Source organism: Devosia sp. (genome assembly GCF_040509215.1).
In the GTDB taxonomy this organism is placed as follows: domain Bacteria; phylum Pseudomonadota; class Alphaproteobacteria; order Rhizobiales; family Devosiaceae; genus Devosia.
Genome location: NZ_JBEVLL010000053.1, coordinates 1 through 15,625, shown reverse-complemented (window position 1 = coordinate 15,625; position 15,625 = coordinate 1). Strand labels below are relative to the sequence as shown.

Sequence of the window (15,625 nt, the reverse complement as noted above, 5' to 3'; positions counted from 1 at the left end):
GAAGCGATCGACAGGCTGTTTCAACCCTTCCAACGCGGTGAAGGCGAGAAGCGCTTCCAGGGCCTCGGTCTTGGCCTCTACATCGCCTCGCAGATTGCCGAAGCACATGGCGGGAAGATTGAGGTGACATCTAACGCGCAGGAAACCCGGTTCGCCTTCACCATGACGGTTTGAGCTGGCAATATACTCGCAGGCGGCGAAGCCGGCGGCCGTCCCTTTGGATTTCGCCTCCAGTCGGACCGCCGCGGTGTCATCGAGGCGCTTTCAGGACTGCCGCGCCTAATCAAAATTTTTTCCTCTTGCAGCAGACCAGTCTCTAACTTGGCCTGGTTTGGCCTTAGCGGGCTCTTCCCTGTCAAAGCGCTGCATCATTTCCGCGGCACTCGATTGCAGGGCAGAAACCTGCTCATTGCTAAAAGGCCTCGATTGGTAATCCATTACAACCAAAGCGCCGATGGCCCGGCCATCCACTTGGAGCAACGGCACACCAACATAAAGCCCGATACTGTTTGTTTGGATGTAGGCGCTCTCACCGAGCACTGGGTGGGGCTCATCGAGGCGCATTATCAAAGCGGATTTGGTATCTACGATATGTCGTGTGAGGCGGGCAGCGTCCTCATCTGCCATGTGGCGTTCGTCATCGAGCAGATAGATGGCCGCAACCGGCATGGTTAGGCGCTCTGCAATACGATCCAGCTCTTGACCGAGTTCGTCATCACCGCGGCCTGAACCGCTGAGAGGATTTGGACGCTCTGCCTCTCCGCTGGTCTCACCGCCCCCCAAATCACTGGTCACGTCGCCCACGGTCTGGGCAAATGAAGTATGCAGCGCGTCGACGTAAAGGCTCTCGGCATGTTGCTCTACGTTGGCACTGTTGAGGGTAAGAGCAACTATCCGAACGTCAGGATACATGCGCCGAATTCGCCTGGCGGCGTAGCGGCTCTGCGCCCTTATGTCTTGCCCCAAGAATACCATAACAACGGCCCTGACACCGGTGAGATCAAGCCGGCCAATGGCCTCCTGCCGGATGGCAACAGGTGGTAAGATGCGAACGGCGTGGCCAGCTTTTTGGAAGTGGATGCTGAGGATCAGGGCTGCGCCTTCATCGATCTCGCTCTTACCCCCGACGAGGACGATCTCGGCGCCATCTGTGTTCGGAAGAGGCGCCACTTCTCGCGTAACTTCGTCAAAACTCTCAATGAAAAGGCGTCTTTGTTGAAGGGTCTGCGGATCGTCGGATCGTTCGCGCTCGGCGAGCAACAGCACTGGCAGCAGCGTTTCATCTAGGAACGCATCCTCGCCGCCCGCTTCAATCTGTTCTTCAGCAAGTTCGATGGCGCCCTCGGAATCCCCTTTTAGAAGGCGATTGTAGAGGCGTTCGGTGGGGGAGAGCACCGGCTCACTACCAAGTACAGTCTCAAGGAACTGTAGCTGCGGCAGGTGTCGGCCGATCACGACGAGGCACACGGTCATCGGAGTAGCTAGGATGAGGCCAACGGGTCCCCAAAGGGCGGCCCACAACATCGCGGAAAGCAGGATCGCTATCGGCGACACCCCAGTGCTCGATCCGTACAGCCGAGGTTCAATGACATTGGCTGTGGTCAGATCGAGGACGAGGAACAGCCCAATCGAGGAGAGCAGCATCGACCAGCCGGGATCAACAGCAAAAGCGAGAAGGAAGGGGACGATGGCGATAATCAGTGCCCCAACAAAGGGGATGTAGCGGAAGAGGATAATAAGCAGACCCCAGAGTAGGGCGCTGGGTACCCCAATGATCCAGAGGCCGGCCGCGAAGATGCATCCGTACGCGATGTTGACCATCAATTGAATGATCAGGTAGCGGCCAACCCTGCGGCTGGCATCCGCGATTGCGATCGAGGTGAGCGAGTATCTTCCCCTGCTGACGAGTCGAATAAAGCGTTCCTGCAGATCAGCGCGTCCAACCAATAAGAAGATCAGAAAGACGGCAACGATGGCCACCGTAGCAATCGGTCCGATTATGGAGCCCAGCAGCGATGAAAGTAGACCCAGAGGACCAAGTTCATTTGATATCGTAACGGGGACGGGCATACCCGCCGGCTGTACGCCTCCTGCGGGCCTCAAACGTTCGCCAAAGGAGGTCAGGGTCGACTGTAGTTGGTCGAGCAGCGTGAGGCCTTCAAACTGGTCTTGGAGCGCAGCGACCTTTGCAGAAATTATCTCCTGATATCCGGGCAGCGCCTGCGTCAGGGAAACCACCTGCATGCCCACGACAATTGAGAATGTGCCAAGGGCCGCGACGACAAGCAGAACTGCAAGGATTACGGCAAAAGCGTCAGGGATATGGGCGCGCCGATTGAGCCAGGTGACAACCGGCGCCAACGCGAAAGCCAGCAGTATGGCAAGAACCAACGGTACAAGGATACCTGCGCCAAAATAGAGCAGCGCCGCCACAAGCGCGAATGTCGCCACCCGTTCGAAAACGGACGACGACCGAGCGTCTCCTGTCGGAATAAGGTCCAACTCTATCTCTCTAACTGCCGCCAGCGATGACGCGCGGTCCAATCGGATCCACGGGGACTCTCTTGAATAGCTCGGCTATGTCTGCGTTTCGCCGTTACGCAGGTCGGTTAGGTACTGACCCGGTTGGCAGGTGACCCGCGGGCGTCATCTGATTGACCGCATCAGGCAGGGTTTTCGACAACCGATCGAGAAGTTCGGCTCTGGAGAGACCTGTCTTTTCCGTAAGCTCGGCCAGAGTGTCTTCCCCTAGGGTCGCCTCAAGGTCAGCATTATCGACAGGAGCGTTTTCGCCAGTGCCGATCCAGCTGTCCGCTTTGTCGCCCCGTCCTGACTGACGAAACCGTTCAACCAGATCGCCGAGTCCCCCGGTCAACGCGCCGCCGGCATTGCCGCCAGTGAATGCGTCGCCGAGACCGTTCAGAATTCCACCCAGCCCGTTCTGATCCCGGTTGGGATTATTAGGATCGTTGGCCGGATTGCCCGCGTTGTTTAAAAGCTGGCCGAGCTTATCGCGGTTTTGATACCCGGCAACTGCGAGGAGGCCGAGCAGCGCAACGATAGAAGGCATTCCCTTAGCCATTTAGCTTCTCCTTCTATGGTGGTTATGTGCGGCGGCGCCCGGCGAGCATGCCCCACACGAATAGAATGATCACGGCGCCCACAATTGCGCCAATAAACCCGGCGCCTTCCCCAGGCGCATACCAACCGAGCGCTTGGCCGAGATATGAAGCGACGAATGCGCCAACAATTCCGAGAATGGTCGTTAAAATGAAACCGGATGGCTCGTTGCTGCCCGGCATGATGAACTTGGCAACGACGCCAGCGACAAATCCGATGATGATCGTCCAGATGATACCCATGGCGCGCTCCTAATGATGTCGACAGCAACGGATACCGACGGCCGACGTTCCTGCGGCATTAGAAAATGAAGAAGGGGTTGAGAGCAGAAAAGCGACGAGAGCAGTACTCGTCGGTCACGGCTCCGCCACTGGCAGCACCTAAATGTCAGAATGGGACCAAGAGCGCAGCGCCGGGACGCAGCGCCAAATACAGACACCTCTGCAACCAATTAAGCTGCCCTACCTCAGGGTGATAGTTTAGGCGGGAGAGCAAGTTGGCTTTGAGAATTGGTATGGCATCAGCGGCCTTTGCAGTGATCCTTATTGCAATCGTGCCCGCTCTAGCTCAGCAGCCCCCCAGCAGAACGTCCACGCTTTTCACGAATGTCCTCATATTCGACGGCGTCGGCGACACACTTTCGGAGCCGTCGAACGTTCTCGTGACTGGAAATCTCATCGAGCGGATTTCCACGAGCAACATAGACGTCGATGCGGACGCGATTGTGGTCAACGGCGAGGGCAGAACCCTCATCCCCGGCTTGATCGATGCCCACTGGCACGCCATGCTGATCCGCCCAACGCCGGCGCAGGGCATCTACGGCGATATTGGCTACAACAATATCGCCGCAGGGGACGAAGCCACGGATACGCTGATGCGAGGCTTCACCACAGTCCGCGACGTGGGCGGCCCATCTTTTGGTTTGAAGGCCGCGATCGACGAAGGCATCATCCCTGGCCCGCGCATCTATCCCTCTGGGGCAATGATTACCGTGACGAGCGGTCATGGTGATTTTCGCCAGCTCTCCGAGCTACCACGAACGATCGGCGGCCACATGGCGCGCATGGAGGTAGTCGGGGGAAGTATGGTTGCGGACAGTCCAGACGAAGTGCGTCTGCGTGTCCGGGAGCAGTTGATGCTTGGCGCGTCGCAGATCAAGTTGACCGCGGGAGGAGGGGTGTCGTCTCCGTTCAGCCCGATCGACGTGTCCACATTTACCCTGGAAGAGCTGCGCGCCGCCGTCGAGGCAGCCGACAACTGGGGCACGTATGTTAGTGCCCACGCGTTCACCTCGGCCGCGATCCGCCGTTCGATCGAAGCGGGCGTCAAGGTCATCGAGCATGGTTTCCTGATGGACGAAGAAACAGCCAAGCTTATCGCGGACAAAGGCATCTGGCTCAGCCTGCAGCCACTGCCGGAAGGCCTTCGACTTGGCTTCCCTGAAGGGTCCGTACAGCGGCAGGGGGCAGACGAGGTCTGGCCAGGAATTGAGCGTACGTATCAATTAGCGAAACAATACGGGATCAAGACTGCTTGGGGTACGGATGTTCTGTTCTCCCAGGCGCTCGCGCAACAACAGGGCGCAATACTCGCCTCGCTCGAGCGCTGGTACACCCCGGCGGAGGCGCTCGCCATGGCGACAGGGACGAACGCTGAGCTCCTCGCTTTGTCTGGCAAGCGCAACCCCTATCCTGGAGTGCTCGGTGTTGTGAAGGAAGGGGCCCTGGCCGACGTGCTCCTTGTTGACGGTAACCCACTGGAGGACCTGAGTCTGGTCGCCGATCCCGAAAATTTCGTCGTCATCATGAAAGACGGGATTATCTTCAAGAACACACTCGGTCCCGACCTCACGGCTTCCGCATCTGATATGTCAATTGGCGTGGGCAATCCGTATCCCGTCAGCAATTACGTATGTGAGGACGGCACACGCCTTGCGGTTCGCCTCTTGGGTGAGAGCGCCTCTGTATCGGTCAACGACGCGCCCGAGATCGCTCTGCCTTCCATGGGATCGGAGGGAACGACCTTTTCTAACGGTCGGTTAACCCTGGCGATCTCGCAAGGCCGCCTCTCCTGGGCCGTTGGCCGAGCGATGCCGTTCACGTGCTCCGATGCCTGACCGGCTGCTGCCGTTCAGATGCGGCGTCTGAGTATGCCTCTTGCCTGACATCGCCCTTTGCACCCGTGTTTTCTGGAGGATCCGCCCTTGCGCCGTCATTTCGGTTACGGACTAGCTGCTCTCGTCCTGCTTTCAACAGCTGTAGCGGTAGCGGCCGAGCGGGATCCACTGCCGCCGACGCAACTGCAGAAGGCGCTCGACACCCTTGCGGCCGGAGCCAGGCACGCGATTGCCGATGACCAGACGCCCGGCATTGCCATCGCAGTGGTGCATGGTGACGAGGTAATTTTTGCCGAAGGGTTCGGCACACGCGACGTGACCACAGGCGAGCCTGTGGACCCCGATACGGTGTTCCAACTCGCCTCGCTCTCGAAACCGATCGGCTCGACCCTGATCTCGGGCCTTATCGGCGACGGCAAGCTGACCTGGGATGAACGCCTGTCCGACCTTACGCCCGGGTTTGCCCTGCAGGAGCCGTGGGTGACCAACCAGGTGACCATCCGCGATCTCTACTCGCACCGTTCTGGCCTGCCCGATCACGCCGGTGACCTGCTGGAGGACTATGGCTACGATCGCGAAGAGGTGCTGCACCGGCTGCGTTTCCTGCCCCCGCAGACGAGCTTCCGCTCGGGCTATGCCTATACCAACTTCGGCATCACCGCTGCGGCGGTCGCCGCCGCATCGACGACCGGCATGGATTGGGAAACGCTGTCGGAGGAGCGTCTGTACAAGCCGCTGGGCATGACCTCAACCAGCTCGCGCTATGCCGATTTCATGGCCGAGACAAACCGTGCCGTCGGCCATGTCAGGGTCGACGGCAAGTGGGCCTTCGTCGAGCAGCGCCAGCCCGATCCGCAGTCACCGGCCGGTGGCGTGACCTCCTCGGTCAACGACCTGACCAAGTGGGTACGGCTCCTCGTCAATGAGGGCAAGTTCGAGGGCGAACAGGTGATCGCCACCGAGCCGCTCGATGCGGCGCACCTGCCGATGATGATCACCGGCTACGCTCCCAACGGGACGCCGTCGTTCTACGGGCTGGGCTGGAACGTCGGCTATGCCGGCGATGCGCGCCACTCCATCTCGCACTCGGGCGCCTTTGCGATGGGCGCCGGCACGACCGTCAACATCTCGCTCGACGACAAGCTGGGCGTGATCGTCCTCACCAATGGCGCGCCGGTGGGCGTGTCGGAATCGCTCGCCAATGAGTTCATGGATAACGCGGTGATCGGCGCTCCGCGCTATCCGTGGCATGAGGTGTTCACCGGCATTTTCGCCCAGATGGCGGAAGAGGGCATCACGCACAACTTCGACACGCCTCCGGTAGATGCTGGCCCGGCAGCGGCCGACGCGGCCTATCTCGGCAGTTATGTCAACGACTTCTATGGCCCAATCGAGGTGGTTACCGGCGCAAACGGGTTGAACCTGCTGATCGGCCCGAACCGGCGCCCTTTCGAACTCGGCCATTTCGACCGCGACACGTTCACCTTCCAAACGATCGGCGAAAACGCGTCCGGGATCACCGGGGTGACCTTTGCGCTTGATGGCGAGGGCAAGGCGCGTTCGGTGTGGATCGAGGCTTTCGACCACTCCGGTCTCGGGACCTTTGCCCGCGCGCACATACTGCCCCAAAGCATCCCTGGGCTTTGGTCCGGAAGACCCGTCGTGCCCCCGGAGAATCAAACTTCCCCATTCGAGCCGCGCCGACAGCAATGTCATGCGGGGGATGTCACCTTGCCAGAGTAGGCGGCCATCTGGTCTTGTGACGATCCATTCCCGGTCGCCTACGAACGACCCACTCTCAGTTATCCTTGCTTCCGGGATTGCCATGCCGCCGAGTGACTTAACGGGGTAGATGAAAATCTGTTCGATGCTAAACGCGGTCCTGGCGATCCCCGCGTGATGCAGGCCTTTTTTATCCAAGCTCATATCGCTGCTGCCACCACCTCGGCCGCTTCCGAGCAGGCGACAAGGCCTTGCGCAAAGGGATAGCGCTCCATCATGACGGGGATCGAGATGCAGAAGATGTCTGCTTCCGATCGGCCCTCGAGGCGAAGCCTGAATTGATCGTCCTCGCGTTGACCATTTCTGCGTTTGAGCGGATCGCTGCTCGAGAGCACCCGGTCGAGTTGGTGGAAGCCCAGCTCCGAAATCGAAGCAGCATTCTGCCCGCGTGCGTCGATCAGGGTGCCGAAAGTCTCCTCTCGGCCGGAAGCCTCAAGCCTGAAAGAACCGGCGCGATAACGGATTGCGCCGTCTTCACCCAGAGCCACGATGTCGAGGCACCCGGCCCGGTGCAAAGCAAGCAGGCGCAGAATGGAGAGGTGTGGAACACAGCCATAAGCGTCAGCGAACACTGGCGCGAGATGATGTCGGAACCTGGTGAGATCGCGTTGATCAAAAAAAGGCACGATCTCACTGAATATCTCATGGGCACGCATCATCGTGTAGCGCCACATAACCACCTGCCTCTTCCGATAGTCCCGCTTGGACTCGGAAAGGTTCTCCTCAATAGCGCTAAAACCCTGGCGAGCCTTTCGCATGGCAAAATAAGGCTCTGGCGAACCCTTCCGGAGTGAACCGCTGCAGGCCGAGCCCCTCAACGAACTCTCGATCATCGGAAACCAGCTGCTGCTTGAAAAGCTTGAAGGCTTTGGCGAGAAGCCCTGTTTTTCCCTGCTGGCGAAACAGCTCAAGCCGAGCGGCCGTAAAGATCAACAATGGTTCTTCGGGAATTGGATAAAAGAAGTCGGCGTCGGGGACAGTCCCCTTGCGGGAAGTCATAACCAAGCGCAGCGGTTGCTTTGATAGGAGCTCGTACGACAGGGCGTTCTCGTCGCCGACGAAATGACCATAGCGGGATGCCAGGCCGACAACGGCATCGATCGCGCTCAGCGAAGACCCCAGGATGAGCGCTGCGCGATCGTCGCCTACTTTCAGATCCTGCACGGGATAGGGCGACCTGAAGAGTCCGGGTAAGGGCTCAGGCCTGTCGAAATCAGTGCGATGACCAGTGGCCATGACAACAGCGTCGAAGCGACGGCGAGCCGCATTTTGGTCTCGTTTGACAAAGAGCGTAAATCCCGTGCTGTCAGGCTTCACGTCCAGCACGCGGGTGCGTGTCTCAATATCGACGGTCTGACCTGGGGCCGAAGCTTGAACCATGCGCGTTAGCTGGTCGCTATAGTATGCGCCGATCAAGACCCGCGGATAAAAGTCCCGATCACGCACCTGATCCCTCGCGATGCCAAATCTGTTCAACAGCCGGGAGTCTGCCGACCGCACCCAATCGGCAAGTGACACGAGGACAGGTGGAATTTCGACGGAGGTGATGTTTGCCATCATCTCAATGGTGTTGTGGTCCTCCGAATATGGAAGCCCGCAGCCGGCTACTCGGCCAGCTTCAAAGATTGTGATGTGCACATTGTCTGCCGTTAGCAGCAGGCTCTTGACCGTATAAACGGCGGTAGGCCCGCCGCCGACTATTGCGATCCGCTTCCTAGGTGACATCTTGGGGATACTAAACGCTCCAATGCAGGCGTAGTGCAATCTCTCGGCTCGACGAGTCTGCGAACGCCCGACCGGCGGGCTCGTTCCTTGTCCCGAGCGAGAGACAGTCAAAACTCATCCTCGCACCAGTCGCCAATAAGAAGGCCCGGAGCAACCCGGAGCCTTCTCATCAGGATATCGAAACCGCTGACCACGGGAGTGTGCGGCTCGATGCATATCAATGGCCCGCACTGGGAATGGTTCGATCACGCTGGGCATGAAAAAGCCGCCCAGCATGACTTCTGTTGAATCACGCGGCGGCTTTGGGTGAGCATCCAACGCAGGACAGCGTCAACAACCCGCACCAGATGCTCGGGTCTCTGAACTGGCCAGCATCGATTCAGTTCCGGGGAAAGCAAAGGCCCCGATCGTTCGCGCGATCGAGGCCAGCACCACGAGTATTGTCATGCACTTGAAACAACACCATCACCCGACGATGGTTCCGCAGCCTCCCACAGCGGCCTATAGAGCCTCACCATGTTGGTCTGGCCAGCGCTATCCTGCCAGTAGACTCGGCAAAACAACCGGCTGCGGTTCTGACCGCCCCGCACGCCCTTCTCCCCCAGCGCCTGCAGCGCTGCCAGTTCAGGCGAAAGTGCATCGACCATGTGCTCCGGCTCTATAACGCCGGAGCGCAAATCAATGACGCGAAACTTATTCAAGGTGAATCCCCCTGTGAGGAGGAGAGCCGTATCAGGTCGCGCCAGTTCTCCTCTTTCACTTTGCAAACCCGCAAGCAAAAGCCGAGATCGAAGCATCCTGATCCTTGGCTGCGGTCGGGGTGCCGCGCAGCGTGCGCCCGACAAGACGTCATCCCGGTGCCGAGAATGTTCATGCACGTTTGAATTGTGGCCCTGAGGGGGCAGCTTCGCGCACAGAAGTGTGATTCAGAAGAATTGCCTTAAATTCGTAAGGCTTTGAACTCGATCACTTTTTCACTCTCAGAAATTGGAGGAACGGACAGAGTCGTCGGCCATTGTCCTCCCCGACACCGCAATCAGCGGGTCACTCATGAGCGACACTCGCAACGGTGTAACTCCCCGCCCGACGAACGGGCAAACGAAGAAGGAACAATAACATGTCGATTCTTGATCAGCTTCTTGGTGGTGGTGATAACGCTTCCGTCTCGAATAATTCGGACACCTCCAACAACGAAGTGGGAGCAAATCCTGTCTTCGGTCTCAGCCTTGACGATGTGCTGCATTCGTCCAGCACTGACGATGACGGCGACTCTTCTTCCTTCACCGGCATTGGTGGCCTGAGCATCGGCTTTGGCTCACCGATCTACCTTGGTTCGAGCTCGTCGAGCGACAGCTCCGACCAGCAGGTTTCGGACAGCGATAGCGGCGGCCTGCTCGGTGGTCTGCTGTAAAGCAGGAACCATCACAGATTGGCGGGGTTCTCCGGAACCCCGCCTTTCCTTATCCGGGACATCTCATGGCCGCCGAAAACAAGCGCAACAACGAGCTGAACCAGGCGGTCCGCGCCCAGTTTCCGCATTTCGCGGTAGCTGGTGTGTTCAGCGGCGTCATCAACCTGCTTTATCTCAGTTCCCCCCTCTACCTCATGCAGATCTACAATCGCGTGCTGGTATCGGAAAACGTAACGACGTTGATCTTGCTGACGCTGATCCTCGTTTGTGCACTGCTGACCATGGGAGCACTTGATGCCTTCCGCGCCCAACTGCTCGTGCGCGCCGGCATGCGGCTGGATCGTTCTTTGGCAGGTCGCGTGTTTGATGCGCTGGTAAGAAAATCTGCGCGGCTAGGCTTTTCCAGGGGAAGCCAAACGCTGCGACAACTGGACCAGTTTCGAACTTTCATAACGGGCCCAGGGATCTATTTCGCTTTTGATTTGCCGTGGATACCTCTCTACCTATTGCTGCTTTTCTTCATCCATCCAGTTTTGGGTGCGGTCGCTACGGTTGGGGCCGTAGTCCTCCTCGTTCTGGCCTTGATAAATGAACGCACGACGCGCCCATCGCTCCGCGTTGCCGAGGAAGAGGGCAATCGCGCTTATGCCTTCAGCGAAAATATCCTGCGCCATTCCGATGTCGTCGTCGCCATGGGCATGCAGCCATCCATTGAAGGCCATTGGCAGAATAGCCGCGACACCATGCTCGCAAGCCAGGGATTGGCGAGCGATCGCAATGCCGTCGTCTCCTCCGGCATTCGATTTGCTCGCTTGTTGCTGCAGGCCTTGATGCTAGGCGCTGGCGCGTGGCTAGCCATAGGACAGTATATCCAGCCAGCAACCATTTTTGCCGCGTCCATCATCATGGGCCGCGCTTTGGTACCGGTGGAGCAGGGCGTTGCAACCTGGAAGCAGTTCACCGAGGCCCGCACGGCCTATCGCGAAGTCGCAAAGCTGCTCGATGAGGTCCCCAGCAAGGAAGACAGGACGATCGTGCCCGCCGACCGGAATGGTCTGAGCGCTGAGCGCCTGTCTTTTCGTATCTCTGCGCGACCAGAGCCGATTTTGCGCGATATCAGTTTTTCAATCGAACCCGGCGAGGCCATCGGGATTGTCGGCCCTAGCGGTTCCGGCAAATCGACACTGGCGCGATTGTTGATCGGCGCGATACCCGCCACAGCCGGAACACTCGCCTTTGGCGGCCTCAGCTACAAGAGCTGGGATCCCACGGTCTTCGGTCGACAGGTTGGATACCTACCGCAGGATGTGGGGCTTTTCGCGGGCACAGTACGTGAGAACATCGCCCGCTTTGGCGATGCCGAGATTGAGGACATTGTGATCGCCGCCAAGAAGGCCGGCATCCACGAAATGATCCTGGCGCTCCCCAAACAATACGATACCGAGCTGGGCCCCGAAGGCGTTGGCCTGTCGGGCGGCCAAAGGCAGAGGCTTGGGCTCGCCAGGGCTCTACTGGGCCAACCAGCTCTGCTGGTTCTTGATGAACCCAATGCCAATCTCGATACGTCGGGTGAAACCGGTCTGCGCCACGCGCTTGAGGCGCTGAAAGCATCTGGAACAACAATCGTCCTTGTTACGCATCGGACCACGGTCCTCGAAGTGGTCGATCGGATGATGTTCATTCGCAATGGCCGACTGGAGGTCTTCGCTCCGCCGGAAGACGTGTACCGGCACATCAAAGACAATGTCGTGCCTGAAATGCAGGCGGCGGAATGATGACCCCAGGCGAAACGCTCAGCACCAAGTTCCTCAATCCGGGTGCGCCCGCCCGGCTTGGCTTTCTTGTCATCTTCGGCTTCGTCATGGTCATGATTGGCTGGGGCGCATTAGCCCCCCTTTCGGGCGCGGTCGTTGCCAATGGCGTGTTGCAAGCAGAAGGCGGCCGCAAGGCAGTGCAACATCCCTACGGCGGAGTGGTCACTGAACTGCTGGTTGAGGAGGGCGATAGTGTTCGCGTGGGCGAAGTGGTGATGCGCCTCTCCGATGCCGAACCGAGGGCGCAATTTGATGTGCTCGCTGCAGAGCGGGATACGCTGCTCGCTGCGAAGGGTCGACTGCAGGCAGAACTGGCCGGCGCTGGCGAACCGACGTTCGCTGATGACTTGCTGTCGCGCACAGATGAGCCGGACGTACAGCAGGCAATGAACAACGAGATTGCTCTGATGGGTGCCCGGGCCGAGCAGTTCGAGAACCGAGAAAACGTATTGCTGCAACAAAGGGCGCAGCTTGAGGAGCGTGTCACATCGGCCGAGGCACAAATCACAGGGTTAAATCAGCGTCGAAGCTCGATCAGCGGTGAGCTTGAAGACGCCCGGGCCTTGCTGGCGCAACAATTGGTTGCGCGCAGCCGAGTGCTCGAACTCGAGCGGTCTCTCAACGAGATAGATGCACAGCTATCGGTGTCGAGCGCCGATATCGCGGGCGCCAATAAAGCAATGGCCGAAGTCGATTTCGAGATTGCCGGGCTGGGTCGGGAGCGCCAGTCGGCTGCGAGCGAAGATTTGCGGGCCAATCAGGCCGCACTTGCCACCTTGGCGCCGCAGCTGGCCGCAGCACAGGACGCACTGATGCGAACCGAAATCGTTGCGACGGCCAGCGGACGCGTCGTCGGACTTTCGGTGATTACCGTCGGTGGTGTTGTTTCGCCGGGGCAGGAACTTCTCTCCATCATTCCCTCCGATGGTCCGATGATCGTTGAAGCACAGATGCGGCTCGCTGATGTCACCGATGTTGCTGCAGGTGAAGTCGCCGATATCCGCCTCCTCGCGGTACCGGCTTCTGTCCGCCCATCGCTTAGCGGCACGATCGAGACGGTCTCGGCCGACCGCGTCGTTGATGACCGGAGTGGCCAATCATACTACGCCCTGCGTGTCACACTCGATGCCCAGCAGGTGGCTGACGCCGGCATGGACATGACAGCGGGGATGCCCGTGCAGGTCGTCATTCCCACCAAAGGGCGCACCCTGATCGATTACCTCGCCAGCCCCCTGCTGGATGAGTTGAGCGGTGCCTTCCGCGAGAGATAGGAGCTTTCCCATGAACACGCGCCAAAAGCAGAAACGGCAGGACGAAGCACGGCAGCCCGCCCAAACGCCAATTGCCGACGCCATCGCCTTCGGCACAGCGGCCGGTGGGCTCGTTCTAGGAACCATGCAAGCTCAGGCGGCGGGTAACGAAGCACAGGACGCGCCGTTGGCTGGTCGTCTTGTCGATGCCACCGATCATGTGGCGATGGCGGCAATACCACTTGAATCTGGGACCGCAGAAGCTACCGCCTCGTCCACTGACGGCATTGTCGAGCAGACCACAGATAACGTGCAGCCGGCCTTACCAACTACAATCGATCCTTTGGTTACCTCCAATTTCGTGCCCACGACCGTGCGGGACCAACTGGTTCATGAACTGTCACAACATATGGCCGGGACCATTTCCAAGGTCATGGAGGGCGCTCAACCCGGCATGAGTGCGGCCGATTTCAGCAAGTCCATATCAAGCGATATTGTCCATTCCGCGCAGGAAATCGTTGCCCGACTCGACATCAGCTCGCTGCTCACCGAAACAGGCGCGCTGGGCACTTCTATCCTTACACAGGTAGATCCGACTGGACTTGTCGATGGGATATTAGACGCTACTTCGAACCTGGCCGACACCGTTCTCACAGAAGTGGGTAACTTGCCGGCAGAGATCCTTGGAAGCACCCTGGGTAGCCTTGCCGCCGTCCCCTCGTCGCTTTTGGGCAATGAGGGACCAGAAGACACGAGTGGCTTCCTGTCCGACCTCTTTTACGCCGACGGCGGCAGTGACAGCCTGTCGATGCCCGATCTCAGTGCTGCGGCCTCCTCTTTGGTAGCGGATATCGGGGGCGGCTCGGTCGGTCTTCTTGGCTTGAGTTACTCGGAGCTGCCCGACTCGCAAGGCGGACACGGCCTAAATGCCCTTAGCCTGCTTTAAGCCGCCGTCTCGCTGAACCATCGAGCCGTTGAGCATGTTTCTGCGGGAGATTCAGCACTTTAACAAAATTTTGGACCGCGGAACGTGGAGCAAGCAACCACCTCGCAGCACTGTTCGTTCGACGGATATGCCACGCTTCTTTTTCGACATCGACGATAATGGTGAAGTGTTTCGCGATGGCGAAGGGGAGGCTCTGCCCGATCTCGCTGCAGCAGAAGATCGCGCTCGCAAGATCCTGGTTCAGCTCGCGGAAGATGAAATCCCCTATGACGGGCCCCGACGCGCCATTGCGATCACCATCCGCAGCGACACAGGATTGGAGCTTTTGCGCGCAAGCATCCTCTTCAAAACGGAGGCCCACACAAAGCCGATCGCCGGTGGCGATCCAGCACAACCTACGTCCGGTCCCAAGTTTTGGAGAAACACATGAAGGTCGCCGTTTTTGGAACTGGTGAGGTTGGATGTGCCATCGCCCTCAAGCTGAAGAGCGAGGGCCATGACGTTGTCTTCGGCTCACGTGATCCTGGAGAAAAGGATAGCATTGTTGCGCTGAGCCACGAAGACGCTGCCGGTCACGGAGATTGGATCGTCAACGCCCTACACGGGGAAGATGCACTTTCAGTGCTGACCAAGCTGCCACTTGCTGGGAAGCTTGTTTGGGACCTCGGCAACTACAGATCTGCGATCGACGGGCCAATCGGGGAGACGCTGGGAGAAGCTCTGCAACGAGCCTTGCCGGAGACGCGCGTCGTAAAGGGAATGAACTTCGTCAGCGCTCAGATCATGGGAGATCCGGACAGGCTTGATGGACACCATTCCACCTTCATCGCTGGCAATGACCCGGCCGCTCGGCTTGAGGTAGCTGCGGTCCTGAAGAGCTTCGGCTGGCGCGACATTGTCGACCTCGGCGACCTCACCGCGTGCCGGGCCATGGAGCAACTGGCGCCGATGTGGATCCGGCTCAACGAGACATTCGGCCACGTCTATTTCAACTTGGCGGTTGTCCGCGACGAAGACAGATAGGTCTTCGGGCGCCCGTTCCTGCTTTCTGATGCAAACGATATCTCAGTTCGAGCTCTAGCCGGTCCAGTGCCCGTCAGCGCCGCCGCGGTATCGAGCTCTATTCGTGGAGCAGTCCAAATCAATTGGATTGGCTTCTCCCAAGAGTTTGCCAGCTCTGGTCTGCTTCCGCCCGATGGCACATTCCGCCAGGGCGGCAGCGACACCGAGCTCCTCGCAGAGCTAGGTGTTTTGTGCAGTTTTACGATTTCAGCGGATGACTTTTAGCCCAAGTTGCTGCTCGATAACGCTGAGCCTTGCTACCGTCTTGCTATCGCATGGAATGACGCCGCGAGTTTGTCAGGATCGTATGGCTTAGACACGAATTGGGCGTCCACCGGCAATTCTGTCACATCGATTTTTCGATGTCCTGAGGTGACGACGATGTTGATTGGGGGCCAA

14 protein-coding genes and 2 pseudogenes are annotated in these 15,625 nt (G+C 58.9%); 9 read left to right on the top strand and 7 right to left on the bottom strand.

Annotated elements, in window-relative coordinates:
* Window positions 1–174 (top strand): sensor histidine kinase (locus ABW043_RS02840; RefSeq protein ID WP_502908584.1); only part of this gene is annotated, 174 nt, incomplete at its 5' end.
* Between the two features lie 105 nt (window positions 175–279).
* Here the strand turns inward: ABW043_RS02840 and ABW043_RS02835 are convergent.
* The 3 genes from ABW043_RS02835 to ABW043_RS02825 all read right to left on the bottom strand — a co-directional run bounded on the left by ABW043_RS02835 (window position 280) and on the right by ABW043_RS02825 (window position 3,362).
* Window positions 280–2,502, bottom strand: coding sequence for an AI-2E family transporter (locus ABW043_RS02835; RefSeq protein WP_353919727.1), 2,223 nt, complete (start codon window positions 2,500–2,502; stop codon window positions 280–282).
* Between the two features lie 94 nt (window positions 2,503–2,596).
* Window positions 2,597–3,082, bottom strand: coding sequence for a YidB family protein (locus ABW043_RS02830; protein WP_353919726.1), 486 nt, complete (start codon window positions 3,080–3,082; stop codon window positions 2,597–2,599).
* A 22-nt stretch (window positions 3,083–3,104) separates the two neighbouring features.
* Window positions 3,105–3,362: a GlsB/YeaQ/YmgE family stress response membrane protein gene (locus ABW043_RS02825; RefSeq protein WP_353919725.1), complete on the bottom strand. Its 258-nt coding sequence runs from the start codon at window positions 3,360–3,362 to the stop codon at window positions 3,105–3,107.
* A gap of 272 nt (window positions 3,363–3,634) precedes the next feature.
* On the opposite strand from ABW043_RS02825, the pseudogene ABW043_RS02820 reads away from it, so the two are divergent.
* A pseudogene (locus tag ABW043_RS02820) lies at window positions 3,635–4,957 on the top strand (metal-dependent hydrolase family protein); the annotation flags it as partial.
* Window positions 4,958–5,293: 336 nt separating this feature from the next.
* Entirely contained in the window at window positions 5,294–6,979 is a 1,686-nt protein-coding gene (locus ABW043_RS02815; RefSeq protein ID WP_353919724.1) for a serine hydrolase, read from the top strand.
* Here ABW043_RS02815 and ABW043_RS02810 read toward each other — a convergent pair.
* The 4 genes and pseudogenes from ABW043_RS02810 to ABW043_RS02795 all read right to left on the bottom strand — a co-directional run.
* Window positions 6,962–7,063 (bottom strand): annotated as a pseudogene (locus ABW043_RS02810) (hypothetical protein); the annotation flags it as partial. The gene ABW043_RS02815 and the pseudogene ABW043_RS02810 overlap by 18 nt on opposite strands.
* A gap of 95 nt (window positions 7,064–7,158) precedes the next feature.
* Window positions 7,159–7,776, bottom strand: a complete 618-nt coding sequence (locus tag ABW043_RS02805) for a Rossmann-fold NAD(P)-binding domain-containing protein (protein WP_502908583.1) — start codon at window positions 7,774–7,776, stop codon at window positions 7,159–7,161.
* Entirely contained in the window at window positions 7,751–8,743 is a 993-nt protein-coding gene (locus ABW043_RS02800; protein ID WP_353919722.1) for an FAD/NAD(P)-binding protein, read from the bottom strand. The genes ABW043_RS02805 and ABW043_RS02800 overlap by 26 nt, the downstream gene beginning before the upstream one ends.
* A 443-nt stretch (window positions 8,744–9,186) precedes the next feature.
* Window positions 9,187–9,444, bottom strand: a complete 258-nt coding sequence (locus ABW043_RS02795; protein ID WP_353919721.1) for a hypothetical protein — start codon at window positions 9,442–9,444, stop codon at window positions 9,187–9,189.
* Window positions 9,445–9,860: 416 nt separating this feature from the next.
* Between ABW043_RS02795 and ABW043_RS02790 the strand changes: the two genes are divergently transcribed.
* From ABW043_RS02790 to ABW043_RS02765, 6 genes are all read left to right on the top strand, one after another.
* The gene (locus tag ABW043_RS02790; RefSeq protein WP_353919720.1) at window positions 9,861–10,154 is read left to right on the top strand and encodes a hypothetical protein; all 294 of its coding nucleotides are present in this window, start codon (window positions 9,861–9,863) and stop codon (window positions 10,152–10,154) included.
* Between the two features lie 65 nt (window positions 10,155–10,219).
* Window positions 10,220–11,929: a type I secretion system permease/ATPase gene (locus tag ABW043_RS02785; RefSeq protein ID WP_353919719.1), complete on the top strand. Its 1,710-nt coding sequence runs from the start codon at window positions 10,220–10,222 to the stop codon at window positions 11,927–11,929.
* Entirely contained in the window at window positions 11,926–13,239 is a 1,314-nt protein-coding gene (locus ABW043_RS02780) for an HlyD family type I secretion periplasmic adaptor subunit (protein WP_353919718.1), read from the top strand. Before ABW043_RS02785 ends, ABW043_RS02780 begins: the two co-directional genes overlap by 4 nt.
* A gap of 10 nt (window positions 13,240–13,249) precedes the next feature.
* Complete coding sequence (locus tag ABW043_RS02775) at window positions 13,250–14,164, top strand: hypothetical protein (protein WP_353919717.1); 915 nt, start codon at window positions 13,250–13,252, stop codon at window positions 14,162–14,164.
* Window positions 14,165–14,198: 34 nt separating this feature from the next.
* Entirely contained in the window at window positions 14,199–14,594 is a 396-nt protein-coding gene (locus ABW043_RS02770) for a DUF6894 family protein (RefSeq protein WP_353919716.1), read from the top strand.
* Complete coding sequence (locus ABW043_RS02765) at window positions 14,591–15,187, top strand: NADPH-dependent F420 reductase (RefSeq protein WP_353919715.1); 597 nt, start codon at window positions 14,591–14,593, stop codon at window positions 15,185–15,187. Before ABW043_RS02770 ends, ABW043_RS02765 begins: the two co-directional genes overlap by 4 nt.
* The last annotated feature ends 438 nt before the right edge of the window (window positions 15,188–15,625 follow it).